At 65.6% G+C, this 25,379-nt stretch carries 25 protein-coding genes; 11 read left to right on the top strand and 14 right to left on the bottom strand.

All coding sequences use genetic code 11. From position 1 onward, the window contains the following. Positions 1–5: 5 nt before the first annotated feature. The 5 genes from CDO44_RS11485 to CDO44_RS11460 form a co-directional block, all read right to left on the bottom strand. Positions 6–377, bottom strand: a complete 372-nt coding sequence (locus CDO44_RS11485; protein ID WP_087780373.1) for a response regulator — start codon at positions 375–377, stop codon at positions 6–8. A 9-nt stretch (positions 378–386) separates the two neighbouring features. Beyond that, on the bottom strand, positions 387–3,527 hold the full coding sequence (locus tag CDO44_RS11480) for a CheR family methyltransferase (RefSeq protein ID WP_087780372.1): 3,141 nt from the start codon (positions 3,525–3,527) through the stop codon (positions 387–389). A gap of 338 nt (positions 3,528–3,865) precedes the next feature. Next, complete coding sequence (locus CDO44_RS11470) at positions 3,866–4,630, bottom strand: ABC transporter permease (protein WP_087780370.1); 765 nt, start codon at positions 4,628–4,630, stop codon at positions 3,866–3,868. A gap of 26 nt (positions 4,631–4,656) precedes the next feature. Then, entirely contained in the window at positions 4,657–5,463 is an 807-nt protein-coding gene (locus tag CDO44_RS11465; RefSeq protein WP_087780369.1) for an ABC transporter ATP-binding protein, read from the bottom strand. Next, positions 5,456–6,472 carry an ABC transporter substrate-binding protein gene (locus CDO44_RS11460; protein WP_158213266.1) on the bottom strand — a complete coding sequence of 339 codons (1,017 nt, stop codon included), beginning with the start codon at positions 6,470–6,472 and terminating at the stop codon, positions 5,456–5,458. The genes CDO44_RS11465 and CDO44_RS11460 overlap by 8 nt, the downstream gene beginning before the upstream one ends. A 298-nt stretch (positions 6,473–6,770) precedes the next feature. Between CDO44_RS11460 and thiS the strand changes: the two genes are divergently transcribed. From thiS to CDO44_RS11445, 3 genes are read left to right on the top strand one after another with little or no spacing between them, the layout of a single operon-like run. Continuing rightward, complete coding sequence (thiS, locus tag CDO44_RS11455; protein ID WP_087780367.1) at positions 6,771–6,971, top strand: sulfur carrier protein ThiS; 201 nt, start codon at positions 6,771–6,773, stop codon at positions 6,969–6,971. 7 nt (positions 6,972–6,978) lie between these two features. Further along, complete coding sequence (gene trmB / locus CDO44_RS11450; protein ID WP_087780366.1) at positions 6,979–7,764, top strand: tRNA (guanosine(46)-N7)-methyltransferase TrmB; 786 nt, start codon at positions 6,979–6,981, stop codon at positions 7,762–7,764. Between the two features lie 46 nt (positions 7,765–7,810). Continuing rightward, the gene (locus CDO44_RS11445; RefSeq protein ID WP_158213265.1) at positions 7,811–8,596 is read left to right on the top strand and encodes a helix-turn-helix domain-containing protein; all 786 of its coding nucleotides are present in this window, start codon (positions 7,811–7,813) and stop codon (positions 8,594–8,596) included. On the opposite strand, the gene CDO44_RS11440 is transcribed toward CDO44_RS11445, so the two are convergent. Further along, positions 8,533–9,753: a CaiB/BaiF CoA-transferase family protein gene (locus CDO44_RS11440; RefSeq protein ID WP_087780364.1), complete on the bottom strand. Its 1,221-nt coding sequence runs from the start codon at positions 9,751–9,753 to the stop codon at positions 8,533–8,535. The genes CDO44_RS11445 and CDO44_RS11440 overlap by 64 nt on opposite strands. 180 nt (positions 9,754–9,933) lie before the next feature. Then, positions 9,934–11,157 (bottom strand): IscS subfamily cysteine desulfurase, encoded by a 1,224-nt coding sequence (locus CDO44_RS11435; protein ID WP_304528372.1) that lies wholly within the window; start codon positions 11,155–11,157, stop codon positions 9,934–9,936. Positions 11,158–11,319: 162 nt separating this feature from the next. Here CDO44_RS11435 and CDO44_RS11430 point away from each other — a divergent pair, with 162 nt between their 5' ends. Continuing rightward, a complete protein-coding gene (locus CDO44_RS11430) occupies positions 11,320–11,952 on the top strand; it encodes a MarR family winged helix-turn-helix transcriptional regulator (protein ID WP_087780362.1) in 633 nt (210 codons plus the stop codon). A gap of 41 nt (positions 11,953–11,993) precedes the next feature. On the opposite strand, the gene CDO44_RS11425 is transcribed toward CDO44_RS11430, so the two are convergent. Continuing rightward, positions 11,994–12,980 carry a tripartite tricarboxylate transporter substrate binding protein gene (locus CDO44_RS11425; protein WP_158213264.1) on the bottom strand — a complete coding sequence of 329 codons (987 nt, stop codon included), beginning with the start codon at positions 12,978–12,980 and terminating at the stop codon, positions 11,994–11,996. A 231-nt stretch (positions 12,981–13,211) separates the two neighbouring features. Here CDO44_RS11425 and CDO44_RS11420 point away from each other — a divergent pair, with 231 nt between their 5' ends. From CDO44_RS11420 to CDO44_RS11410, 3 genes are all read left to right on the top strand, one after another. After that, on the top strand, positions 13,212–13,913 hold the full coding sequence (locus CDO44_RS11420) for a CoA ester lyase (protein ID WP_087780360.1): 702 nt from the start codon (positions 13,212–13,214) through the stop codon (positions 13,911–13,913). A gap of 85 nt (positions 13,914–13,998) precedes the next feature. Then, entirely contained in the window at positions 13,999–15,021 is a 1,023-nt protein-coding gene (locus CDO44_RS11415; RefSeq protein ID WP_158213263.1) for a TauD/TfdA family dioxygenase, read from the top strand. 77 nt (positions 15,022–15,098) lie between these two features. After that, positions 15,099–16,679: an amidase family protein gene (locus CDO44_RS11410; RefSeq protein WP_158213262.1), complete on the top strand. Its 1,581-nt coding sequence runs from the start codon at positions 15,099–15,101 to the stop codon at positions 16,677–16,679. On the opposite strand, the gene CDO44_RS11405 is transcribed toward CDO44_RS11410, so the two are convergent. The 6 genes from CDO44_RS11405 to CDO44_RS11380 form a co-directional block, all read right to left on the bottom strand. Continuing rightward, the gene (locus tag CDO44_RS11405; protein ID WP_087780357.1) at positions 16,676–17,761 is read right to left on the bottom strand and encodes a tripartite tricarboxylate transporter substrate binding protein; all 1,086 of its coding nucleotides are present in this window, start codon (positions 17,759–17,761) and stop codon (positions 16,676–16,678) included. The two genes, CDO44_RS11410 and CDO44_RS11405, sit on opposite strands and share 4 nt — an antisense overlap. A gap of 207 nt (positions 17,762–17,968) precedes the next feature. Continuing rightward, positions 17,969–18,511, bottom strand: coding sequence for a VOC family protein (locus CDO44_RS11400; RefSeq protein ID WP_087780356.1), 543 nt, complete (start codon positions 18,509–18,511; stop codon positions 17,969–17,971). A 26-nt stretch (positions 18,512–18,537) separates the two neighbouring features. Then, positions 18,538–19,119, bottom strand: coding sequence for an amino acid synthesis family protein (locus CDO44_RS11395; RefSeq protein ID WP_087780355.1), 582 nt, complete (start codon positions 19,117–19,119; stop codon positions 18,538–18,540). Between the two features lie 10 nt (positions 19,120–19,129). Next, positions 19,130–20,122: a zinc-dependent alcohol dehydrogenase family protein gene (locus tag CDO44_RS11390; RefSeq protein WP_087780354.1), complete on the bottom strand. Its 993-nt coding sequence runs from the start codon at positions 20,120–20,122 to the stop codon at positions 19,130–19,132. A 33-nt stretch (positions 20,123–20,155) separates the two neighbouring features. After that, positions 20,156–21,121, bottom strand: a complete 966-nt coding sequence (locus tag CDO44_RS11385; protein WP_087780353.1) for a tripartite tricarboxylate transporter substrate binding protein — start codon at positions 21,119–21,121, stop codon at positions 20,156–20,158. Between the two features lie 56 nt (positions 21,122–21,177). Further along, positions 21,178–22,020 (bottom strand): fumarylacetoacetate hydrolase family protein, encoded by an 843-nt coding sequence (locus CDO44_RS11380; RefSeq protein WP_087780394.1) that lies wholly within the window; start codon positions 22,018–22,020, stop codon positions 21,178–21,180. Positions 22,021–22,060: 40 nt separating this feature from the next. Here CDO44_RS11380 and CDO44_RS11375 point away from each other — a divergent pair, with 40 nt between their 5' ends. The 4 genes from CDO44_RS11375 (at position 22,061) to ada (ending at position 25,338) form a co-directional block, all read left to right on the top strand. Beyond that, a complete protein-coding gene (locus CDO44_RS11375; protein WP_233146142.1) occupies positions 22,061–22,801 on the top strand; it encodes a GntR family transcriptional regulator in 741 nt (246 codons plus the stop codon). Between the two features lie 142 nt (positions 22,802–22,943). Further along, entirely contained in the window at positions 22,944–23,636 is a 693-nt protein-coding gene (gene aqpZ / locus CDO44_RS11370; protein WP_087780352.1) for an aquaporin Z, read from the top strand. A 160-nt stretch (positions 23,637–23,796) separates the two neighbouring features. After that, a complete protein-coding gene (locus CDO44_RS11365; protein ID WP_087780351.1) occupies positions 23,797–24,156 on the top strand; it encodes a VanZ family protein in 360 nt (119 codons plus the stop codon). Positions 24,157–24,264: 108 nt separating this feature from the next. Next, positions 24,265–25,338 (top strand): bifunctional DNA-binding transcriptional regulator/O6-methylguanine-DNA methyltransferase Ada, encoded by a 1,074-nt coding sequence (gene ada / locus CDO44_RS11360; protein ID WP_087780350.1) that lies wholly within the window; start codon positions 24,265–24,267, stop codon positions 25,336–25,338. Positions 25,339–25,379: the final 41 nt, after the last annotated feature.

Genomic DNA, 25,379 nt, shown 5'->3' with positions numbered 1-25,379 from the left:
TCGCGTCATTTAGGCCTCAGTCGCGCGAGCGTCTCGATGAGCACTTCTATTTCAAACGGCTTCTCGCAATGCGGATAGTGACTATAGGCGCTATCCAGCATCGCCGTGCCGTAACCGGTCGAGAGAATGAATGACACTCCCAGCGCATCGAGGGCATCGGCGACTGCGTAGGACTTGGTGCCGTGCAGATTCACGTCCACGACCGCGCAGTCGAACGCATCGGGTTGCCGGGCGATCAGATCCAGCGCATCCGTCACCCAGCCATAGGGCCCCACCACCGCCCCGCCTTCGTCTTCGATGACCTCTTTGAGCAATTGCGTCACCAGAAAGTCATCTTCCACGATCAGTACTCGACGGCCTTGAAGGAGAGATGACATAAGCGTCTCCTAAATGTCCGCAGGATGGATGTCCATGTCGGCCAGAGGCAATTCGATGCGGCATGCGATGCCATCCGCGCCAAAGCTCAATTCAGTTTTTGCGCGCAGGGTGTAAGTCAGGGCTTGCTCGATCAACTGCCGGCCATAACCCTTCCGCGACGAATCCGGAGGGGTCTGCAGCCCGCTTTCCCGCCATTCGAAGATCAGGAGCGCGCCGGAAGCCCCCCTCCTCTCGACCCGCCAGCCGATGTCTAGCCGCCCCGGACCATTCCGCAGCGCGCCGTATTTCAAAGCGTTGGTAGCGAGCTCGTGAAGAGCCAAGGCCAGTGTCTGCACAGCCTCGGCCGCCAGAGGAACGCTCGGACCCGAGATCGCCACCTTGCCTGCGACCGCGCTGCTCAGCACCTCCAACTCGAGACGGACGATGTCGGCCAGGTCGACCTTGTCTCCGGGCGCCTTGCTCACTATGCCCTGCAATCGTCCCAGTGCGGCAAGCCGGTTGCTGAACGCCTTGAAACCGGAGTCGTCGCTCAGGGTCTGGCGGGCGATCGACTGGACGACCGTAAGAAGATTGCGGGTGCGGTGCTGCAGCTCCGAAATGAGCACCTGCTGGCGTGCTTCGGCGCGCATCAGGTTGCTGATGTTCAGGAAGGTGACGACTACCCCATCCGTCTTGTGGTCGCTGTTGCGATAGGGGGCCAGCCGCACCAGGTAGTGTTCGAGCTTGTCCTCGCTTTCGATGCGCCGTTCGAGAATCTGCCGCTCGGCAAAGACACGGGCGATTTCTTCCTTGAAGTTGGGTAGCCGCACCCGGCTGGAGAGATCGGTAATGGGCCGCCCGAGATCGGCGGGCCGGATGTTGAAAACGTCCATCATGGCCGGGGTGAAGCTGCGAATGGCCAGATTCTTGTCCAGGAAAACCGTGGCCACCGAGGTGCTGTCGAACAGGTTTTGCAGGTCGCTGTGGGCGCGGTCCAACTCCTCGACCTTGCCATTCAACTCCTGATTGACTGTATGCAGCTCTTCATTGAGGGATACCAGTTCCTCCTTCGGCGCTTCCAGTTCTTCATTGGTGGATTGCAATTCCTCGTTGACGGAAACCAGTTCCTCGTTGGAGGACTTGAGCTCCTCGAGCGCCGTTTCGTATTCTTCGACCACGGACTGAAGACGTTCGCGCGTTTCCCGCAACTCGCGCTCCATGCGTAGCGTGGCCCCGTCATGAAGCGCATGTGCGCGGTTGAGGGCTTCCTCGCGGCTGAGCACCGGGCCTTGATCCATGAACAGGATCAGGAACAACTGCCCTTCGCCGGGACGGGCGGGAAGCGGCTCCACGATAAGGTTGGTCAGTTGCACCCGCCCGTCGTCCTTCTCGACCGCGACGCCTTCGCGCATGGCTGTGGCGCCGGACTCGACCGCCTCGCGGAATATCGTGCGAAGCTCCAATTGCAGGCCTTTGCGCGCCATCGTGAAAATCTGGCGTGTGGGCGCGCCCGCGGCCGCCTCGAGGTATCTGCCGGTGCGAGTGGAGTAGTAGACGACGTCGCCCTCCCGGTTCACGACGACGTGAGGCGGCGCAAAGCGCTCCAGGATCTGGTTGTCGACTACCTGCCGCAGCGCGGCGCCACCCCGCGGAGCCCGCCGCTGGAAAGCCCCCGGACCTTTACCATGCTCCTGCGACGTCATGAGGGACGGCAGGCGCACCGGCGTCGCCACGTCGGACCGGCGCTGGAAAATGCGGTGCTTTTTCTCCAGCGGAATGAACAGCTCGTCGAATTGGCTGATGCCTTCCGACGTTCCCAGGAAAAGATAGCCGTCCGGCCGCAGCGCATAGTGAAAGATCGGAATGACGCGCCTCTGCACGTCCGCCCCGAAATAGATGAGCAGGTTTCGGCACGACACCATGTCGATGCGGGAAAACGGCGGATCGCGGATGACGCTGTGCGGCGAGAAGATGCACAAGTCGCGCACCTCTTTGGCGACGACGAAGCTGCCGGCGTCCTGAAAGAAGAACCTGTCTCTCCGCTCCGGCGATACGCCTTCGAGCAACGGTTCCGGGTAGCGGGCGCCCCGCGCCACGCTGAGCGCCTGCTCGTCGATGTCGGTGGCGAATATTTGTACGCGGGGCGCCGCCTGCAACGGTTCCATGTATTCGCGCAGCAGAATGCCCAGGGAGTACACCTCTTCGCCGGTTGCACAACCCGGCACCCAGATCCGGACCACATCGTCCGCCCCTTTGTGCTCGAACAACTTTGGAATCACCAGCGTGGCGAGGCATTCGAAAGCGTCTGCGTCCCGGAAGAAATTCGTGACGCTGATGAGCAGGTCGCGAAACAGCTCTCCCACTTCTTGCGGCGTCTGCCTGAGGTGTTCGACATAGGCATCGATCGTATCGACCTGCACCACCTGCATGCGGCGTCGCACCCGCCGGATGAAGGTCTTGGTCTTGTAGCCGCTGAAATCGTGGCCTATCTGGCTGCGCAGGATTTCGCAGGTCTCCATCCGGGCGCCTTCCAGCGTGCCGGATCCGTCCTCGTTTCCGGGATCGACCGCCATGTCTTCCGGGACATGCGCGCCGCGGGCGAATTCCACCAGCTTCCCGCCCATTCCCTCGGCTGGCACGGCAAAATCGACCAACCCTGACGCAATCGCGCTATTGGGCATATCCGCGTGATGCGGTCCGAAGCTGTCCGCTACCTGGGCCAGGGTCAGTCCGCCGCGCTCTTTGATCGCCTTCGCTCCCAACGTGCCGTCGCTGTCTCCCCCGGAGAGTATGACGCCCACGGCCAATTCCCCGTGATCCTCCGCAAGCGCGCTGAAAAAAATATCGATGGGTTTGCGATCCCTCCGGCCTGGGGGTAGCGGACTCAGGCGCAGGCGGCCTTCCTTGATGCCCAGGATGGCGTTGGCGGGCAGCACATAGACATGGTCCTTCTCGACGATCTGGTCGTCGGCCGCCACATGGACCGGCAACCGGGTAAACCGTGCAACGATGGCCGGCAGCGCGCTCTCTCTTTCGGGGCTGAGATGCGTGACGATGACGATCGCAAAGCCGGGCTGCTCCGGCAAGCCGGTGAAAAACCCCTCGAGCGCCTGGGTGCCTCCGGCGGAAGCGCCGATGCCGACGATGGGGAAGTTCAGGGCTGCTTGCATACGGAATTCCCCGGACAGGCGTGTTATGGGAGGCCGCCAAGCACGATCCGGTCCACGAGGGAGCAGGTATCGTGCCTGAGCACGATATCCATTCGCTTGCCGCCCTGCATTGCGATGGCGGATGCGGGCTTGAGCCTTCTCTTCGGATACCTCTGCCAAGGCAGATGATACTTGGAGAGAAAAAAGATGACACGCCCGAGGCTACGGATGAGCCGAGCCTCGCCCCCGCCGACCTCGCCGGTGGGCACGCTGAATCCGACGCGCGGCACCAGGCCCGGCAGGAAGCTGCCGGGACCCGGCCGGGGCCTGGGAGCCCGGGGGCGCGCGCAGGACCGGCCTCAGATGGCGATCTTGCTGGCGGATTCGTGCCAGGGGATCATCATCTTGCGCAGCGAGCCGACGGCGAAATACAGCGAGAAGCCGATGGCCGCCAGCAGCAGCACCACGGCGAACAGGGTATCGACTTCGAGTTCCTGCAGCTTGATGGTGGCGAGATAGCCCAGGCCGCGCGTGCCGGCCACGAACTCCCCGACGACGGCGCCGATGATGGCCAGCACGATGGCCATTTCCATGCCGGTCAGGATGTAGGGCAGCGAGCTAGGGATGACCAGCAGGCGAAAACGCCGGGATTGCCTGGCGCGGCCCACGGTAAACACTTCCGAGAGGCCGCGGTCCACCGACTTCGCGCCCAAATAGCTGTTGGCGAACACCGGGAAAAAAGCGAGCACCGCCGACACGATGATCTTGGACTCCAGCCCGAAGCCGAACCACAGGATGAACAGCGGGATCAGCGCGACCTTGGGCGTGACCTGCAACGCGATCACGAAAGGCTTGAAGATCGTGTCGAGAATGGCGACCCGGCCGAGCAGCTGGCCGATGATGGTGCCGAACACGATGGCGAACAGAAAACCTCCCAGGCACTCCGCCAGGGTGATGCCCAGGTGGTAGTAGGTGTCGGTCGAGCCGAGCAGGCGGAACAGGGCCACCACCACACGTTCCGGCGCCGGCAGCACCAGCGGCGAGACGTCGAAGAAATGCACGTATCCCTTCCAGATGAGGAAGAACGCCACCACGGCGGATACCTGCAAAGCGATTCGTTTCATGTCAATCTTCCATTGCCGAGAAGGGCTTACAACTCGAGCTTCTTGCGGATATCGCCGCACAGCCTGCCGAATTCGGGCGAACCCAGGACCTCGGTTCGAGGGCGCGGCAGGTCGATCCTGAATTCGGCCACGATACGGCCGGGCCGGGCGGACATCACGATGACGCGGTCGGCCAGGTGCACGGCCTCGCTGATGGAGTGGGTGATCAGCAGCGCCGCAAAGCCCTGCTCGGTCCAGATACGCTCGGTATCCGCGGTGATCTGCTCCCGGGTCAGCGCATCCAGGGCGCCGAAGGGTTCGTCCAGCAGCAGCAGTCCGGGATCGGTGAACAGCGCACGCGCCACCGAGGCGCGCTGCTTCATGCCGCCCGACAATTCCGCTGGCCGGCGCTTCTCGAATCCGGTCAGGCCGACCAGCTTGCACAGCGAGTGGGCGCGGTCGACGTCGGCGGCCGTGGCGCGCCCTTGCATAAGCCTTGGCAGCATGATGTTCTGCTCGATGCTGAGCCAGGGCAGCAGGCGGTGTTCCTGGAACGCCACGCCCATGCGCGGCGCCGGGCCTTCCCCGCCCCAGTCGACCTTACCTTCGGTCGGCTGCTCGAGGCCGCACAGGATGCGCAGCAGCGTGGACTTGCCGCAGCCGGACGGTCCGACGATGGCGACGAACTCGCCGGCGCCTATGGATAGGCGGATGCCGTCCAGCGCCTGGACGGTGCCCGATTTGGTCTCGAAGCGCTTGGACACGCCGTCCAGGCGCGCCACCTGCGCGCGGCCGGGATTGAAAGCGTGGACGTTACCGGCCGGGGCCGCGACCCGAGCGGTGCCGTCAGCCATTGGCGGCCTCCCAGATCTCGTTGGTATAGAGCGGCTTGGCGGTAGGCTGCTTGAGCAGGCCGGCCTCGCGCAGCAGGGATTCGCCTTCCTTCCACTGCGACTCGTTGCAGCGTAGCAATTGCTTGGGATTGGCGGTGACCCACAATTCGCGGTTGGCGCGCATGTCGGCCAGCGCGATGGGCGTGTTGTCGGACCCCGGGATGTCGAACTTGCCGCGCATCAGCGCCACGGCCTTTTGCAGGCCGGCATCGTCCATCGCGGACAGCTCCTGGGCGGAGCGATAGGTGGCGCGCAGGAAAGCCACGAAGGCATCCTTGTTCGCGGCCAGCACGGATTCCTCCGCCACGTAGACCTGGCCCGGCACGCCATCGTCCATCGCCATGGTGGCCACCGGATAATTCTGGGCGGTCAGGCGGATGGCGGAACTCATGTTTCCGAGGAAACCGTCCACCCGCTTGGACTGGATCATGCCGAACGAAGCGGCGGAGTCCGCCACGCGCTCGCGGCGCACCGATTTGGCATCGATCTTGGAGCGCATCAGCAGCAGGTCGAGCGTGGCCTCCATCGAACCGCCGGCCGATTGCACGCCTATGGTCTTGCCCGCCAGGTCCTGGGGCTTCCGGATAGGCGCATCCTTGGACGAGATGACCGCGAAGGGGGAACGCTGGGCGATGGTGGCGATGGCGATGACCGGGGCATTGCTGTTGACCCGCGCGATCATGTAGTTGGCGCCGCCGGTGCGGCCGGTCTGTACTTGCTTGGCCGCGGTCAGCTGGACGACCTGGGCGGCGCCCCGGCCGGCCTCGACCTTCAGATCCAGCCCTTCCTTGGCGAAGAAGCCCGCGGCGGACGCATACAGCACCGGCGAAAACGCCAGCGAGAACGACGAGGGAGTCAGGAAGGTGAGCTTGCCCTTCTCCTGCGCATGCACGATGGGCATGACGCCGGGGAGCGGCAAAAGCGTGGCGGCTGCGGCAGCGGCGCTGCCGAGGAATTCACGGCGTTTCATTAAAGGAGCTCCAGTTGGGGCCGCGCGGCTGCGGCGGCCTGGCCCGAACCGGGCAGGACCCCCGGGGGCATGGATGAGCGGGACGACCGGCGCGGCCGGCTTGTACCATATACAAAACATTGGTTTACATATGGCATAACCGGATAGTAGGTCACGTCCTGAAACATGAAATCTAGGGTTAACCCTTGAAAAACAAGGACTTAGCGGCGTGATACCGATTTTCCCCCAGGAGCAAACCGTTACGGCGCGAGGACCGGGATGTCACGCAGCACCGGCCCAGACCGACTAAAATCCCGGCATGAATATCGTATTGAATGGGGAACCGCGCACGATCGAGGCGCCCTCCTCGGTGGCCGATCTCATCCAGGTGCTGGGGTACGCGGGCAAACGCGTCGCCGTCGAGCGCAATGGCGAGATCGTGCCGCGCAGCGCGCATCAGCACGTCCTCCTGGCCAACGACGACCGTATCGAGATCGTCGTCGCGGTCGGTGGAGGCTAGGACCACGATGAACATGAACACCCCATCCACCGCCTTGCCCGGCCAGCCCGCGGATCCCGCCCTGCCCGGCAGGGAACTGGCCAAGCCGGCACGGACCGGCGCTCACATCCGCAGCTTCGTCCACCGGCGCGGCCATATCACGCTCAGCCAGAAAGAAGCGCTGGAAACCCTGACCGAAGCCTGGTCCGTCCCCTACACCGACCGACACGTCTCGTTCGCGCAGCTCTTCGGCCGGGATGCGCCCACGGTGCTGGAGATCGGCTTCGGCATGGGCGAGACCACCGAGAAAATCGCGCAGGCGCAGCCCGAGCGCAACTTCCTGGGCGTCGAAGTCTTCAACGCCGGCGTCGGGGCGATGCTCCGGCGCATCGAGGACTCGGGCCTGCGCAACGTCCGCATCGTCCAGCACGATGCGGTCGAGGTCGTGCGCGACATGATCCCGCCCGCCTCCCTGGCGGGCGTGCACATCTACTTTCCCGATCCCTGGCCCAAGAAACGGCACCACAAGCGGCGGCTGATCCAGCCCGCGTTCGTCGCGCTGCTGGCCAGCCGCATCGCGCCGGGCGGCTATCTGCATTGCGCAACCGACTGGCAGAACTATGCCGAGCAGATGCTCGAAGTGCTGGGCGGCGAACCGCAACTCGTCAACACGTGCGAAGGCTATGCCGAGCGTCCGGCCTGGCGGCCGCAGACCAAGTTCGAGACGCGCGGCCTGCGGCTGGGGCATGGCGTATGGGATCTCATTTTCGAACGGCCGCCCACTTGCCGCTTCTCGCCGCGCGCGGACGCCTGAGCGGCCCCCGGGCCGAGCCCGAAGCCTCGCGGCAAGAGGCGCCCCGATGATACGGTCGGTGTCCCGCGCGCTGTCGGTGCTGCGCGCCCTGAACGGGCGCATGCACTCCACGCTCGCGGACCTGCACCGCGATACCGGGCTGCCCAAGCCTACCGTCTATCGCATCCTGGAAACCCTGCGCGCGGACGGCTACGTGCGCGACGTGGACGGGCGGGGCAGCTACCAGTTGACCGCCAAGGTACGTGAGCTGAGCGACGGCTGCTCCGAACGCCTGCAGATCGTCGATGCCGCCATTCCCTGCATGATCCGCGCCACGCGGCGGGTCAAATGGCCGCTCGGCCTTTCCACGCTGGACGGCGACCGCATGGCGGTGCGCTACAGCACCATGCCGTACAGTCCGCTCGCCTATCTGCCGACCACCTACGGCCGCCGCCATCCGGTGACGCAATCCTCGGTGGGGCTGGCCTATCTTGCGTTCTGCTCGGAACCCGAACGCCGCTTCCTGCTGCCCGATGGCCTGCCGCCCCGGCTCGATGCCGTGCTGGAGGAAACGCGCAGGCGCGGTTACGCGGTGCGGCTGCCCGCGGCTCCCGGCGACAGCGCAACCTGCGCGGTGCCGCTGGCCGACGCCGGAGAGCTGCTGGCGGTGCTGAGCATGACGACCTTCGGCGCCACCATGACGGCGGCCTTCCAGAAACGCCACGTGCCTGTGCTCTGGGAAACGGCGGAGGCGATCCTGGAAGCCTACCGGCCGCTCCGGCAGAAGGATCAGTCCGCCGCCGCCCCCAGCACACCCGCCGCGGCAAGCGCATCGATTTCCTCGGGCGCGTAGCCCGCTTCGGCCAGGATCTCGGCGCCGTGCTCGCCCAACCGGGGCGCGGGACGCGTGGCGGGTTCGCCGCGGGCGCTCATCTGCGTGGGATCGGCAAGATCCCACATGCGCCCTTCCGATGGATGATCGACCGCGCGCAGCAGGCCCGAGGCCCGGACCTGCGGATCGGCTCGCAGGCTGTCCAGCGTGTTGTACGGCATGGCGGGAATGTCGGCCTCCTTGAGCAGCGCCAGCCATTCGGCCGTGGTGCGCTTGGCCATCTCCTGGGCGCGGATGCCGAAGTATTCGCTGCTATGCGCGGCCCGCGCCTGCTTGGTGCAAAAGCGCGGATCGGTCTGCATCTCGGGCCTGCCCATGACGCGCATCAGCGCAAAGGCCTGGGCGTCGGTGTTGGTGGTCAGGCAGACATAGCCGTCCAGCGTCTTGACCGGCCGCGCCTGAGGATCGATCAGGCGCAGGTCGCCGGGAGGCGACAAGGGCGGATCGAAGGTTGCGCCGTAGAGATGCTCGCTCAATACAAGCGCCGCCATGTTCTCGAACATCGGCACCTCGATCCGCTGGCCGGCCCCGGTGCGCTCGCGCTGGAACAGCGCCATCATGACGGCATTGAGGGCCATCAATCCGACGGTGCGGTCGGCCACCACGTAGGGCACATAGCGCGGCTCGCCGGTCGCCATCTCGGCCAGCGCAGCCACGCCCGCCCCGCCCTGGATGATGGAGTCGTACGCTGGCGTATCGCGGTAGGGGCCTGGACCGAACCCCACCATGGCGCAATAAACCAGCCGCGGGTTGATGCGGGCCACGTCCTCGTAGTCGAGCCCCAGCCGCTTCACGGCCCGCGGGCGCATGTTGATCAGCAGCACGTCGGTCCGCGCCACCAGCCGCATGGCGGCCTCGCGGCCCTCGGCGCGCTTCAGGTCCAGCACGATGCTGCGCTTGCCCCGGTTCAGGTGCAGGAACTTGCCGGACATGCCCGGAGTGGGCGAAGGGCCGGCAATCCACCGGATCACGTCGCCCTCGCCGGCCTCGACCTTGATCACGTCGGCCCCGTGGTCGGCCATGATCTTGGACGCATAGGGGCCGACCACGGCCGAGGTCAGATCGAGGACGCGGATGCCGGACAAGGCGCCGGCGCCGGATACGGAATGTTGAGACATGGCTGCTGGGCCGCTCGCGGCCTGAAAAAAAACGGACCTCGGCAGCATAGCCCCGCCCGCGCGCCGGCGCGGTGGGAATCTCGGTCCGTTTCGACAGGCGAAATGCCTCGGGGCCGCACATGGCGGCCCCAAGGCAATCCCACTCACGGCCGCGGGCGGCCAGTGGTTATCCGTTCATGCTCAGTGCGCGGCCCATTGGATGGAGTTCAGGTCCACGCCGTCCTGGTACATCTCCCAGAGCGGACTGAGTTCGCGCAGCTTGGCGACCTTGGCCTTGATCAGCTCGATTACGAAGTCGACCTCCTGCTCGGTGGTGAAGCGGCCCAGCGTGAAGCGGATGGAGCTGTGGGCGAGCTCGTCGCTGCGACCCAGCGCGCGCAGTACGAAGGAAGGCTCGAGCGACGCGGAAGTGCACGCCGACCCGGAGGAGACCGCGACGTCCTTGATCGCCATGATGAGCGACTCGCCTTCGACGAAGTTGAAGCTCATGTTGAGGTTGTGCGGCACGCGGTGCTCGAGGCTACCGTTGACGTAGACTTCGGGGATTTCCGACAGGCCGGCCAGCAGCTTGTCGCGCAGCTTGCCCACGCGCGCCGACTCCAGCTGCATCTCGAGCTTGGCGAGGCGGAAGGCCTCGCCCATGCCGACGATCTGGTGCGTGGCCAGCGTACCCGAGCGCATGCCGCGCTCATGGCCGCCGCCGTGCATCTGCGCCTCGATCCGCACGCGCGGCTTGCGCCGCACGTACAACGCGCCGATACCCTTGGGGCCATAGAGCTTGTGCGCGGTAACGGTCAGCAGATCGACCGGGAACGCCTGCACGTCGATGGGGATCTTGCCGGCGCCCTGGACGGCATCGCAGTGGTACAGCACGCCGCGCTCCCGACAGAGCTTGCCGATGGCTTCCACGTCCTGCACCACGCCGATCTCGTTGTTGACCAGCATGACCGACACGAGGATGGTATCCGGGCGGATGGCCGCGGCCAGGCGCTCGAGGGGCAGCATGCCGTCCTCGTCCACGTCGAGGTAGGTCGCTTCGAACCCCTGGCGCTCCAGCTCGCGGAACGTATCGAGCACGGCCTTGTGCTCGGTCTTGACCGTGATGATGTGCTTGCCGCGCTCGGCATAGAAATGCGCCGCGCCCTTGATGGCGAGGTTGTTGCCTTCGGTCGCGCCGGAGGTCCAGACGATTTCGCGCGGATCGGCGTTCAGCAGCGCCGCCACGTGGCCGCGGGCCGTCTCCACCGCCTCCTCGGCTTCCCAGCCGTAGGCATGGCTGCGCGAGGCGGGGTTGCCGAATTTCTCGTACAGGTAGGGCACCATGGCGTCGACCACGCGGGGGTCCACCGGCGTCGTGGCGCTGTAGTCCATGTAGACCGGCAGGCGCATCGGGGTTTGGGGCATGTTTCGCTCCTGGAACTTGCTTTTTCGTTGATGTTGCAATAGTAGCCTGCCGGCGTGGGGCATAAGGTAATACCCCGCCTGGCAGCATTGAAAACGTTCCCGGTCCGCGACAAGGTTGTCGGGTAGAATGAATGCCTTCCTTAGAAAGGTATTAAACAAGCAATGACAAGAACGCGCGCCTCCAGGCCCGGCACGAGGACGACACCAAAACGGGGAACCACCACCCCGCCCGAGAAGCCCTCGCGGCCCTCGAAACGCCCGGCTACCGCGCCGCTGACCATTTCCAGGCCGGAACTCCTGGTCGATGGGTCCGACCGCGTATTCCGGCAGCTCGTCCACAACTTCTTTGCATTCGGTTCCCGGCATGAGGCGATGCGCGCCGGGCATGGCGCCCGTATCGGTCTGACCGGAATCGAATACACGTTCCTGATTTCCGTTCGTCACCTGGAGGACGAAGGCGACGTCAGCGTCCGCTTGCTGGCCGACCATCTTCATCTGAGCGGACCGTTCTGCACGACGATGGTCGGCAAATTGATCAAGAGGGGCTTGGTCACCAAGGACGTCGACCCCCTGGACAGGCGACGCGTGCGCTTGAAGGTCACGGAAAAAGGCCACGCGTTGCTTGCGGAGCTCGCCCCCGCCCAGAGGCAGGTCAATGATGTGCAGTTTGGCTGCCTGGGGCCCGGCGACCTCCAGAACCTGGTGGAACTCCTGAACAAGCTGATCGCTTCCGCCGACCAGGCCCTTGCTCTGCAGTCGTACCTGGCGTCGGCCGAGAAGGATTCTTCTGAATAAGAAAGAGGATCGGCCGCCTCGCAGCGGCCGCACGGCCGTCTTTACTCCATGCCCGAGGCCTTGATCGCCCTAGCCCATTTGGCCCGGTCACGCGCCAGGAACTCGGCGAACTGGGAACGGGACACGGGCGCGGCGTCGATGCTCATGCCGCGGAACGTTTCCCGCAATTCCCGGGCAGAGAGGATCTTGCCCAGCTCTGCATTGAGCGTTTCCAGAATGGCGTCGGGCGTGCCGGCAGGAGCAAAGAGCCCGAACCAGGACGAGGCTTCGAAACTGTCGATGCCTTGCTCCGCCAGCGTCGGCAGGTCGGGCCAGTTCTCGTGGCGCTTCGCCGTGGCGATGCCGATCGGCCGCAGGCGTCCTTGTGCGACATAGGGCATGGCCGCGCTCAACTCAGTGGCCGTGAACTGGACGTGCCCGGCCAGGACATCGTTCATTTTCTCACCGCCGCCCTTGTAGCCGACGTGGGTAATCTCTATTCCGGCAGCCTGCTTGAATAACTCCCCTATCAGATAGTGCGGCGTTCCGATGCCGGAATCGGCATAGGACAGGGGCGCGCCTTGTTTCTTGCCGAACTCGACCAACCCCTGCACATCGCGCACCGGCAGGTTGGGCGCCGCCACGAAAACGATCGGGGCAAGCGCAATCAATCCCACAGGAACCAATTGACGCCGGGGATCGTATTGCGGGGGAGGAGACAACTGCGGACGGATGCTTATCGTCGTATCCGAACCGAGCAGCAACGTGTGGCCGTCCGGCCTTGCACGGGCCACGTGGACGCTGCCGATCGCGCCCGCCGCTCCCGCCTTGTTCTCGACCACCACAGGTTTGCCGAGCGCCTCGCCCAATCTCTGGGCGATCGACCGGCCTATTGCATCGGTCGAACCGCCTGCCGAAAAAGGCACGACGATGGTGACGGGATGCGCGGGATACTGTGCGGTACCGGCTTGGCCGGCAAGCGGGAATACCATGGCACTTCCCGCGACGAACAGGTTCTTCAGTCGTATGTGGATGGCAGAGCCAGGCATTTCCACTCCCCGAAAGGCTAGATATGACATGCGCCCGCCGGTTCGTTAGACGGCGAGGCAACCCGACGCGCCGGCATGGCTTCCGCAAGCGCGGGACTGTCCGGCACCCCTTGAATATACATTGTTTAATTAGCTCTGAAAATTAGTTATTATTCGATCAACGATAAATCTGAGCCGGGGCCGGATCGCCAGAACGGCCACGAGCGACCCACACAAAGACGGGAGCGTCAAATGCCAGAATCCCCTCGCCTGCGCCGAAGCATGATGCTCGTCACCGGCGGCGACCGTGCATTGCTGGACCGTACGGTGTCCAGCGACGCGGACATCATCTGCATGGATCTCGAGGACTCGGTCACGGACAAGGAGGCCGCGAGGAAACTGGCGGCCTCCTTGCTGGCACGCCCCATGAGGGCGGAGATCGCCATCCGGATCAATCCGGTGTCTTCCGTGGAAGGGCTGCAGGACCTGCTCATGTTGAGGTCCATGCCCGTCATGCCCTCTCTCGTCAAGATGACGCGGGTCATCGACCCCTACGAAGTCCGGCTGGCGGGAGAAATCCTCCCTGACACCGGACTGGTGGTCATCATTGAGACCGCCGAGGGCCTCGAACAGGCGTCCGCGATCGCCAAGGCCAGCAAGAACGTCGTGGCGCTGTCCCTGGGCGGCAAGGACCTGTCCAAGACCATGGGCTGCGACCGCAACTGGCAAGGGCTGCTCTTCGCCAGAGGCCGGCTGGTGCAGGCGGCGGCCACCGCCGGCGTCAGGGCCTTCGATGAGCCATATCGCCCCTTGGACGATCTCGACGGATTGCGCGAGCACTGCCGCAACATCGCCGCGATGGGTTTCTCCGGCAAGACAACGGTCGACCTGCGGCACATCCCCATCATCAATGACCTGCTTGGACATCGGGCAATGGCGTATTGCTCGCCCTGAATGCGCTTCCCCGGTGCTTCGAATTAGCCCATCCACGCAACTTCAAAGTCGGGCCAAGACCACCAACGAGAAAAGGGAGGAATCCATGATGAAAGAAAGATCGGCTGCAGACGCTGGACGACAAGGCTGGCTCGGCAGCGAGCTGGTCCACGACAAGAGCTGGATCTACCCGCTTTCACAGGCGGACATCGGGGAAATCGACACCGCGCTGCGGACATTCAAGGCCACGGGCAAGCCGCTCGAGGAAATGCGCAAGGAGGACTTCCCGCTGCGCGCGCTTGCAGCCAGGGCCAAAGAGTACGTCGACGAGATCCGGAACGGACGGGGATTCGTCGTGCTGCGCGGCTTGCCGGTGCGCGATTACTCGGACGAAGATGCCGGCATCGTCTTCTATGGACTAGGCCTCTACCTGGGCCAGCCTCTCAGGCAGAATCCCCGTGGCGACCTGCTGGGCCACGTGTTCGACCAGGGGCGCAAGTTTGGCCGCCAGGATGTACGCGGCTACCAGACCCGGGCGCACCTGCCCTTCCATACCGACAGCTGCGAGATAGTCGGGCTCCTATGCCTGCGCCCGGCCAAATCCGGCGGGGCGAGCAGCATCTCCAGTTCGGTCGCCGTCTATAGGGAGATCGAGCAGCGCCATCCCGGCTACCTGGCCGCCCTCCACCAAGGCTACCGGTACATCAGGCGGGAAGCCGCATCCACCTCCGCTGCCGTCACCGAATATCCCGTTCCGGTCTACGGGGTCCAGGATGGCGTGGTGAGCTGCCGGTTTATCCCGACCCAGATAGAAGCAGCGGCGGAGAAGCTCGGGGAACCGATCACCGGCACGGCAAGGGAGGCGTTCGAGGCCGTCGTCAAGCTCTCGGCCGACGCGCCTTTCCGGCTGGACATGGACCTCCAACAGGGCGACATCCAGCTCGTGAATAATTACACGGTCCTTCACTCCCGGACCGAGTACGAAGACTGGCCCGAACCCGGCAGGGAACGGCACATGATCCGCCTCTGGCTCGGCTTCGAGGAGCCTTGGCCTATAGCTCCGGGCTTCGCGCGGCCAAAGGGCTATCTCATGGGAGGCTCCGTGCAACTGGGCCTGGATGCCGCCTGAGCGGCAAACGGCGAAAAATGGACAAGAGGACACGATTGGACGCAGAGTCGAACCGCCGGAAACCGCCATCTGCCGGATTGAACATCGCGAATGCCACCATCGCCGATCTCAACCGGGCGCTGACATGCGGCGCGATATCGTCGTCGGCGCTCGTCGCCTCGTATGTCGCGCGCATCGAGGCGTACGATCGGCAAGGTCCCCGCATCAACAGTCTCATCTATCTCAATAAAGCCGCGCTGAAGGAAGCCGCGCAGCGAGACCGGGAACGCGCCATGGGTCAGTCAAGGGGTCCGCTGCACGGCATTCCCATCGTACTAAAGGACAATTTCGACGCCGCGGGCATGCCCACCACGGCCGGATCCCGATTGCTGGCGGGCCATCTCCCGTCCCGGGATGCCTTCGTCGTGAAAAGGCTCAGGGACGCGGGCGCCATCATCCTTGCAAAGACGAACATGCAAGAGTTCGCGGGCGGCGGGGGCAGCGTCATGGGCTCCCGAGAGCGGCAGGTCCTGCAGGCCGGGACCGTTCCGAGCGGCTACAGCACGCAGGGGGGCCAGACCCTCAATCCCCACGATGTCCGGTACAGCCCGTCGAGCTCCAGCGGAGGCACCGGCGCAGCCGTGGCCGCCGCATTCGCGCAGTTCGGGCTCGGCACGGACACGATCATGTCCATTCGCGGACCAGGCAGCGTAAACGGCATCGTCGGCCTGAAACCGACCAATGGACTCCTTTCACGCAGCGGCATCGTTCCGCTGGCCCCCTCTCTGGACACCGCGGGTCCGATGGCGCGCAATATCTACGATACGGCATTCGCACTGGGCGTGATGGCCGGGGTCGATGCGACCGACCCGTCGACGGCCAGGGATGCGCCCCCCCACGGATGGCCCGACTACATCCGCGGGCTGAGGAAGGGCGCCCTGCGCGACTCGCGGTTCGGGATCGTGCAGCAGTTTCTCGGGACGGACCCGGAAGTCGACGAGGTTTTTCACTCCGCTGTTTCAAGAATGCGCGAGAAAGGGGCGACGGTCATGGAGGTCCGGTACCCGGACTATCTGCTGGACATGAAAGAAGGACTTTGCTCCATCATCATGGCCTCGGAATTCAGGGCTCACATCGCCGACTACCTGGCTTCCACGGGCACCGGGTTTCCGAAGTCCCTGGCCGAGCTCGCGGCGGCCGCCGCCGATCCCCGCAGGCGATATCCCAGCCCGGAGAAGGCCTATGCGCTCCGCTATACCGAGGAACACGCGCTGGACCTCGACGACCCCGGTTACCTCGCGGCCCGGCATCACGGCATGGCTCTGGTCCGGCATGCGGTGGACGCCCTGTTTGCCAGGCACGAGCTGGACGCGCTGCTTTATCCGACACTGAGCGGCACGGCGCCGCGCATCGCGGCCGCCGGGACGGCCGCCCCCACCCCGTACCTGGCGATGCCTCCCTCGCACCATTCCACGGTCATCGCCAATCTGTCGGGCTATCCCGACCTGACGATACCGATAGGAAGGACAATCGCCGGCTTGCCCGTCGGCATGTCCATTTTCGGACGCGCCCACGCGGAAGCGAAGCTGCTGGCCTACGGGTACGATCTGGAACGCCCGCCCGGAACCTATGTGCTACCGCGCCACACGCCGGCACTCGAATCGGACGTCCTGCTCTAGTCGCGCATTTCCATGCCGGCGGCCTCGATGGCCTTCTCCCAGCGGCCGTTCTGTTCTTTCAAGTACGCCTCGAACTCCGGGATGGACGTCACCCGGGCAGTCAGCCCGAGTTTCGCCAACGCGGCGCGCTGCTCGTCGTTGGCGAGAATGCCTCGGAGTTCGGCGTTCAGTTTCCCGACGATCTCCGGCGGCGTGCCCGCCGGTGCGAACAGCCCGAACCAGGAGCTCGTTTCGTAGTTGGCCAGGCCTTGCTCGATCAGCGTGGGGATATTGGGCCAATTCTTGTCCCGTTCGGCAGTGGCGATGCCGATGGCTTTTACCTGGCCTCGTTCCAACAGCGGCCCCGCGTTCGATAATTCGGTCGCCGTGAGCTGCACGTGCCCGGCGATGACGTCGTTCATTTTCTCGCCGCCGCCTTTGTATCCGATATGGACAATGTCGATGCCGGTGGCCTGCTTGAACAACTCGCCGGCCAGGTATTGCGGTGTCCCGGCCCCCGCATCGGCGTAAGACAGCGGGACCTTTTGCCGCTTGCTGAATGCCTTGAGTTCTGCGACGTTCGTGGCTGGCACGTTTGGCGCGGCCAGCAGGATCTGGGGGGCCGTCGCCAGGAGACCGATGGGCGCGAGATCGCGCGAAGGGACAAATGGAACGGGCGGCTTGAGCTTCGGACGAATGGACATGGTCGTCGTCGAGCCTATCAGGAGCGTATACCCATCCGGCTTTGCCTTGACGACGTGCGCCGTCCCGATCATGCCCGCAGCCCCGCCCTTGTTTTCGACGATGACCGCCTGTCCGAGCGCTTCGCCCAGCCTCAGCGCGATTGCGCGTCCGACGATGTCGACGGTACCGCCGGGAGTAAAGGGAACGACGATCGTAATGGGCCTCTCCGGATAGGAGGTGCCCGCGGCGGCCGTCCAGCATCCCGTCAACAGTGCGGCCGCCACCACCCTGGTTCTGAAGCGTCTTCCGCCATCTTTTGCTGCGACTGCGGCAACGCCCGCTGGGAGCGCGTTGGCGCGGCGACTTGTACCAGCCATGACTTTCCTCCGGTAACTGGAACGATGGAACCACCAAGCCATGGATTTTTAAATTAAAAATTACGTTCTTTCAAGAGCTAATTCAATAATCTAATTTTCGAGAAATGATTCGGGAGGCGCAACGCATCCATAGCACTCCGCCCGAGCGGTACGGGCGGGACAAGCGAAGGGAAGCAATAAAAAAGGAGGCTGAAAGCCTCCTTCCGCGGGATATCGAGCCGCCTCATCCGGGCGCCCCGGGCGGATCCGCTAGCCCAGCGAAGCGACGAACCGCCGCTCCCACTCCTCGCGCGGCATGAAGGTGGGATCCTGTCGGCAGATTCTCTCCGTCTGTTCCAGGAGCACCTCGTCGGGCAAGTCCAGGTCGAGCGGATCGCCATGCGGCTGGGCCACGTAGTAGGGCGTATCGAAATAGACCTCGACGGTGTTGCCCTCGATGTCGGAGAAATAAATGGACAGCGCATTCCCGTGGTTGAGGCCGCGCATGCCGGTCGCTCCCATCGCCAGCGCGTCGCGGCGGATGCGGCGCAGGTCGTCGATGCGGGACACCATGAAGGACATCTGCATCACCGTGCTGAAGCTCGCTTCTGGCGGCCTGCCCGAGGCGAGCACGAGCTGATGGTGCTGCTCGGGCCGGGCGCTGAGGAAGACCAGTGTGTTCTTGAACGTGGTCCCCACGCCCCTGTCGGTCTCTTTCAGGCCGAACACGCGTGTATAGAACGCCACCATCTTCTCCACGTCGTGAACGTAGATGCCGAAGTGGGACAAGTTGGGCAATGCCGATGCCGCCATGATTTCTCCCTGGTCGCAGTGACCCGTCAACGCAATCCGTCTTCGCCTTTCACATCGGCGGCGGCCAGGCCTCCCAGCCGGGCGTGGACGCGGCCGCCGGTCGCCATGGCCAGGCCGAACACGATCTCGTTGCGGCGCGGCCCGTCCCAGACGGTCATTTCCGCCACGCCGAAATGGCTGCGCACGAAGGCTGCCTGCGTGTGGCCCAGCGGCACCATGAGCCGAGCGCCCACGGCCCCGACGGTCTTGGCGGCGGGCACGATGGCCTTGCGCTCGCCCAGCACCTCCCGCATGGCCCAGCCGCCGGCCTCGTGCCAGACCGCCCCGTGTTCCAGCTCGCCGTCCTCGCCGACGATGGCGCCTTTGCCGTAGGCCTCTACCCTTGCCGCGCCACCCAAGGCTTCCGCCAGGCGCCGGGAAAGCTCCCGGCCCAGGCCACGCAGCGCCTCCATGAACGGCAGCAGGTTCGCCTCGTAACGGCCCGCGTAGGGATTGGCGACGACGGCCAGGGCGGTTCCCACCAGCAGGGGCGCGGACGCCGCCGGGCCGCCTTCGTGCAGGATGGACTCGATGGACAGCTGCGTCTTGCGAACGGCGACGAGAGACATGGCGCTCCTTTCAGGGGATCAGGATGATCTTGCCCATGGTCGCGCCGGCATCGAGGACGCGGTGCGCCTCCTGCACGGCGTCCAGGGGCATGCGCGTGGCGGCGGGCGCGGCGATCCGTCCCTCGGCCATCAGGCCGATGAGCCGCTCGGTCGCGGCGCGCCGCGTGGCGCGGTCGTGGTCGAAGCTGTGGATGGAGAAGCACCGCAGCGCGAGGCTGCGCCCCACCAGCTTGCGCAGTTCCCCGAAGATCTCGGGTTGCGGCGGGCCGCCCACGATGTTGTAGGAGACGACCATGCCGAAATGGGCCAGGGCATGCAGGCAGTCGACGAGTACGCCCGCGCCGATGTGGTCCAGGGCCAGGTCCACGCCCTCTCCCCCGGTCAGCGCCATGACGCGCTCGGGAATCGACTCCCGTTGGCGGTCGATGACGTGGGTGGCGCCGTTGGCGGCCGCGAAAGCGGCCTTCTCCGGCGAGCTCACGACGCCGATGACCTCGCTGCCTTGCAGCCGGGCAAGCTGGATCACGGCGGACGCCACGCCCCCGGCCGCCCCGGTCAGCAGCACGCGCCGCGCAGCCACGCCCGGGTTGCATCGATTGAGCAGCGCATCGGCCATCAAGAAATTGGGCAGGCTGAGCGCATCGTCGAAGGAGATCGCCTCGGGCAGTTCGAAGGGCGCGTCGGCGGGCACGCAGACGGCCTCCGCATAGCACCCGCCGCGCTGCGCCAGTTCGCGGGCGCTGACCAGCACGCGGCGCCCGGCCAGGGCGGGTTCGACGCCTGGCCCCACCGCGTCGATGACGCCCGCCAGCTCCCCGCCTGGCGTGGCCGGCAAGGGCGGCATCCACTTGTAGGTGCCGTTGCGTATCAATACGTCCGGACGCCCGACGCCTATGGCACGCGCCACGACGCGCACCTCCCCCGCCGCGGGCTGCGGCATCGGCGCTTCGGTCATGGCCAGCGCCTCGGGGCCGCCTGGTTGGAATATCTGGACGCGTTTCATTTGAATGGCTTGAGATCGGGATAGGCGCGCAGTTTAGAGTCGGGGAATGTTCTTGTCCCTGGCGACGGCCAGGTAGCGGTCGATTTCCCGGCTGATGCGCAGCCGCATGTCGGCCGGCGAACCCGTCGCCACCTCGCCGCCGATCTGGCCCAGTTTTTCCTGGACCTCGGGCGCGGCCAGCGCCTTGCGCAGCTCGGCGTTGAGGCGATCGACGATGGCGGGCGGCGTCTTCGCCGGCGCGGCCAGGCCGGCCCAGGAACTGACGTCGAAACCGGGAAAGCCCGACTCGTCCAGCGTCGGCACGTCAGGCAGGCCGCTCCACCGCTGGCGGCTGGTCACGGCCAGCACACGGATGGAGCCGGCCTTGAGCTGCGGCACCGCGACCGTGGCCGTATCGATCACGAAATCCACCTCGCCTCCCAGCATGCCGGTCAGCGCCGCGGCGCCGCCCCGATAGGGCACGTGCAGCAGGGGTACCCCGGCCTGCGCGCTGAGCAATTCGCCGGTCAGGTGCTGCGTGGTTCCGATGCCCGCCGAGCCGTATGTCACCCCGCCGCTGCGCTGCTTCATCGCGCCGGCGAGATCGGCCACGCTCTTGAGCGGCGAGTCGCGCTTGACCATGATGAAGAACGGAAAATTCATCACCGTGGAAATCATGGAGAAGTCGTTGACCGGATCGAATCCCAGCTTGTCGCTCAACGCGCCGCTGACGCTGTGTCCTCCCATCAGCATGACCAGCGTCTGGCCGTCGGCCGCCGACTTGGCCACCACCTGGGATGCGATGTTGCCGCCCGCGCCGGTTTTCGGCTCGACGACGAAGGGCACGCCCATGCTCTTCGACATTTCCTGTCCCACGACACGCGAAATGATGTCCGCATTGCCCCCCGCCGCGTAGCCATGCACGATGCGCACCGCCTGCCCCGGCTGCGGAAAATCCGCTGCCTGGACGTGCGTTGCCACCGCCAGGCACAGGCCTGCCGTCAGTCTCCATTGGCGCATGTGTCTCTCTCCTGTTTTTTCTAGATGGAAGCGGCGCCGGCTGCGCGGCGGCACCGCTACTCGTTCATGACGGGATTCACCAGCGTGCCGACCTGCGTGACATCGATGCGCACGGTGTCGCCTTCCTTGAGCAGCAGCGGCGGATTGCGCTTGAAGCCGATGCCGCTGGGCGTGCCGGTGGCGAGGATGTCGCCCGGGTTCCAGGGCAACGCCTGGGACACGTAGGCAATGAGATGGGGAATGTCGAACGCGAGCTGGTCCAGCCTGCCCTCCTGCACCTGTTCGCCGTTGAGATAGGTCCGCAATTCCAGCTTGCGGTAGTCCGCGATTTCGTCGGCCGTGACCATCCACGGGCCGAGCGCTCCCGTGGCCGCGAAGTTCTTGCCCATGCCGTACTGGTGAGTATGGAACTGCCAGTCGCGCACCGAGGCGTCGTTGAAGACCGTGTAGCCCGCCACGTGCGACATGGCATCGTCGGGCGAGATGTGGCGGCCGCCCTTGCCAATCACCACCGCCAGCTCGCCTTCGTAGTCGAACTGGTCGGAAACCCGCGGACGCAGCAGCGGCTGGCCGGAGCCGACCAGCGTGTCCGCAAACCGGTGGAAGATCACCGGATACTTGCCCACGGTGCGCCCGGCCTCGGCCGCATGGGCCACGTAATTGATGCCCACGCAGATGATCTTGCTCGGCTCCGGGATGACGGGCAGCAGTTCCACCGCCTCGAGCGGGAAGTCCGCCGTATTGGCGGCTGCCACCCCGGCAGCTTCCCGCTCCAGCCCACGGGCCAGCAGCGTGCGCAGATCCGGGGCATCCAGCCTGCCGGTCAGATCCACCACGCCGGCTTCCTTGAGCACGCCATAGCCCACCTGCCCTGCCTTCTTGAATGAAATGAATCGCATGACCATCCTTTTGTGCATATTTTTATTTATTGTGCACAAAATGGAATTTGTGCGCAACATCCGTTTCTGGCATAGTCGCCGCATGGCCCAGGACTCGTCCGTTACCGAAGCGCTCCCCCTGACCGAACAGGCGTATCTCGCCCTGCGGCGGGCGCTCATACGCGGCGATTTCGAACCCGGACAGCGCCTGCGTGTCGATGAACTGCAACGCCGCCTTGGCTTGAGCAGCAGTCCGCTGCGGGAGGCCCTCAGCCGGCTGGTCCAGCAGGGCCTGGTACGCGCGCTGGAACACCGCGGCTTTCGCGTCGCCCCCATCAATGCAGACGCCGTCCGGGATCTCACGCGCGTGCGGCTGCTGGTCGAGACCGAGACGCTGCGCGACGCCATCGCGCATGGCGACGACCGCTGGGAAGGCCGCGTGGTCGCGGCCCATCACAGCCTGGCCCTGGTGGAGAAACGGCTGCCCGAGGGCCCCGTCGCGCTGGACGACGACTGGTCCGAACGGCACCGCGCGCTCCACATGAGCATTTATTCGGGCTGTACTTCGCCGCTCCTGTTGGGGCTGGTGGAAAATCTCTTCGACCAGGCCGAACGCTTCCGGCGCTTCTCGGCGCGCCACCGCCAGACCGACCGTCACAAGAACGACGAGCACCAGCGCATCGTCGATGCGGTATTGGGGCGCAAGACCGATGTCGCAACAGAATTGCTTCGCCGCCACATCATGGGAACCGAGCGCAGCGTGCTTGAGGGCCTGCAGGCGATGGAAGAAGCGCCGGCCTGATTTCGTTCACACACTAAACAAACCCAAACGTCAGATGAAGTGCGGCGCAACCGCCTCATAAAATCTCGCCCGCTATTGCGCTCGAACCGCAGTGGGTGCCTGCTCCGCGTGCAACTCAACCACTGCACTGCATGGGGGATATATGAGCAAACGGCTTTGCGCGGAATTCCTGGGTACGTTCTGGTTGGTGCTGGGCGGATGTGGCAGCGCCGTGCTGGCCGCCGCCTTTCCCGAGTTGGGCATAGGCTTTGCCGGCGTTGCGCTGGCATTCGGCCTGACGGTGGTCACCATGGCCTATGCCGTAGGCCACATTTCCGGTGGGCATTTCAATCCCGCCGTGACGGTGGGGCTGGTAGCGGGCGGCCGTTTTCCGGCCAAAGACGCCATTCCCTATCTCATCGCGCAAGTCATAGGCGGCATCGCGGCGGGAGCCGTGCTCTATCTGATCGCCAGCGGCAAAGCGGGCTTCGACGCCAGCGCGGGCTTTGCCTCCAACGGCTACGGCGAACACTCGCCGGGCGGCTACGGACTGACCGCCGCCATTGTCTGCGAGCTCGTGCTGACCGCCTTCTTCCTGATCGTGATCCACGGCGCCACGGACAAGCGCGCGCCGGCCGGCATGGCGCCGCTGGCCATCGGCCTGGCGCTGACCCTCATCCACCTGATCAGCATCCCGGTCACCAATACCTCGGTCAACCCGGCCCGAAGCACGGGTGTCGCGGTGTTCCAGGGTAGCTGGGCGCTGGAACAGTTGTGGATGTTCTGGGTGGTGCCGCTCATCGGCGGCATCATCGGCGGGCTCATCTATCGCTGTCTCCTGGAATCGCGGGAATAGGAAAGCCTGCTCCCGCAAGCCGGCGGACCGGCAAGGCCGGATCCGCGGCGCCCCCCCGGGGGTCTAGGTCCAAGGGAGTAGGGCCGGGGACCGGATGTGCGGCGATAATAGGGATACCGCGCGGCGGCTTTCGCCGCGCCATCCCTGACTCCGGAAACCGATGATTTCTCGCCTGACCGCCTTCGGCGGCTGGAAGCCGCTGTTCTGGGCGACCGCGCTGGGCATACTCGTGCTCTCGCTGCTGCCACCCGCCACGCCCATGCCCACGACGGGATGGGACAAGACCAATCATCTGCTGGGATTCGCCACGCTCGCGGCGCTGGCGCGGTTCGCGTATCCGGGACCGGCCTGGCCCCGGCTGCCGGGCCTGCTGGCCTTCGGCGCGCTCATCGAGGTCCTGCAATCCCTCACGCCGAACCGTTCGGCGGAATGGACGGACCTCATTGCCGACGGACTGGGCATCGCGATCGGCTGGGGCCTGGCCTGGTTCGCGACGGCGGGCATCCAGCGCCGCGCCTGATGCCGCCCTCGTGCACCCGGTCCGCGGGAATTTGACCGCAAGAGCCGGAGTGCCGCCCGGGGCTCGAGACACTACAGTGCTTCCATGCACCGGAAAACTCGAACCGCCATGAAACCCTCATCGCCTTCCACGCCGCGCGCCGGCGCCGACACGGACCCGCGCTGGGCCGCCGTGCTGGCACGCGATCCTACCGCGGACGACCAGTTCGTCTATGCGGTCAAGACCACGGGCATCTATTGCCGCCCCAGCAGCCCGACACGCCTGCCGCGACCCGAGAACGTCGAATTCTTCGACACGCCGGAAGCGGCAGAAGCAGCCGGATATCGCCCCAGCCGGCGGGCGGCGGCCGACCGCACCACGATCGCCGCGCAGCACGCCGCGCTGGTGGCCGAGTCCTGCCGCCTGATCGAGGCGTCGGATGCCGTCCCCGCGCTGGACACTCTCGCCGCCCGCGCCGGCATGAGCGTCTATCACTTCCATCGCGTATTCAAGGCCGTCACGGGGCTCACGCCCAAGGCCTACGCCTCGGCCCACCGCGCCCGCAGGCTGCGCAGCACGCTGCATGAAAGCGCCTCGGTCACCGACGCGATCTACGATGCCGGCTTCAATTCCAACAGCCGCTTCTACGAGGCCTCCGACCGCATGCTGGGCATGCGTCCCAGGGACTATCGCGAAGGCGGCGCCAATGCGCGCATCCGCTTCGCGGTCGGGCAGTGCTCGCTGGGCGCCATCCTCGTTGCGCAGAGCGAGCGCGGCGTCTGCGCCATCCTGCTGGGGGAAGATCCGGATGCGCTGGTCCGGCAGTTGCAGGACCAGTTCCCTCGCGCCACGCTGGTAGGCGGCGACCGGGACTTCGAGCAGGTCGTCGCGCGCGTCGTAGGCCTGGTGGAAGCCCCCTCGCTCGGGCTGGAGCTGCCGCTGGACGTGCGCGGCACCGCCTTCCAGGAACGCGTATGGCAGGCGCTGCGGGAGATACCGCCCGGCAGCACCGCGACCTATGCCGACATCGCCGCGCGCATCGGCATGCCCAAGGCCGTGCGCGCCGTGGCCGGCGCGTGCGCCGCGAACCCCCTCGCCGTCGCGATCCCGTGCCACCGCGTGGTGCGCAGCGACGGCTCGCTGTCGGGATACCGGTGGGGCGTCGAGCGCAAGCGCGCGCTGCTGGACCGCGAAGCCGGCTGACGGCCTTGCCGCGGGGCGCGAACGCCGGGGGCGCCCCCTTC

The organism is Pigmentiphaga sp. NML080357, assembly GCF_002188465.1.
GTDB lineage: Bacteria > Pseudomonadota > Gammaproteobacteria > Burkholderiales > Burkholderiaceae_B > Pigmentiphaga.
This window is presented reverse-complemented; position numbering and strand designations above follow the sequence as displayed.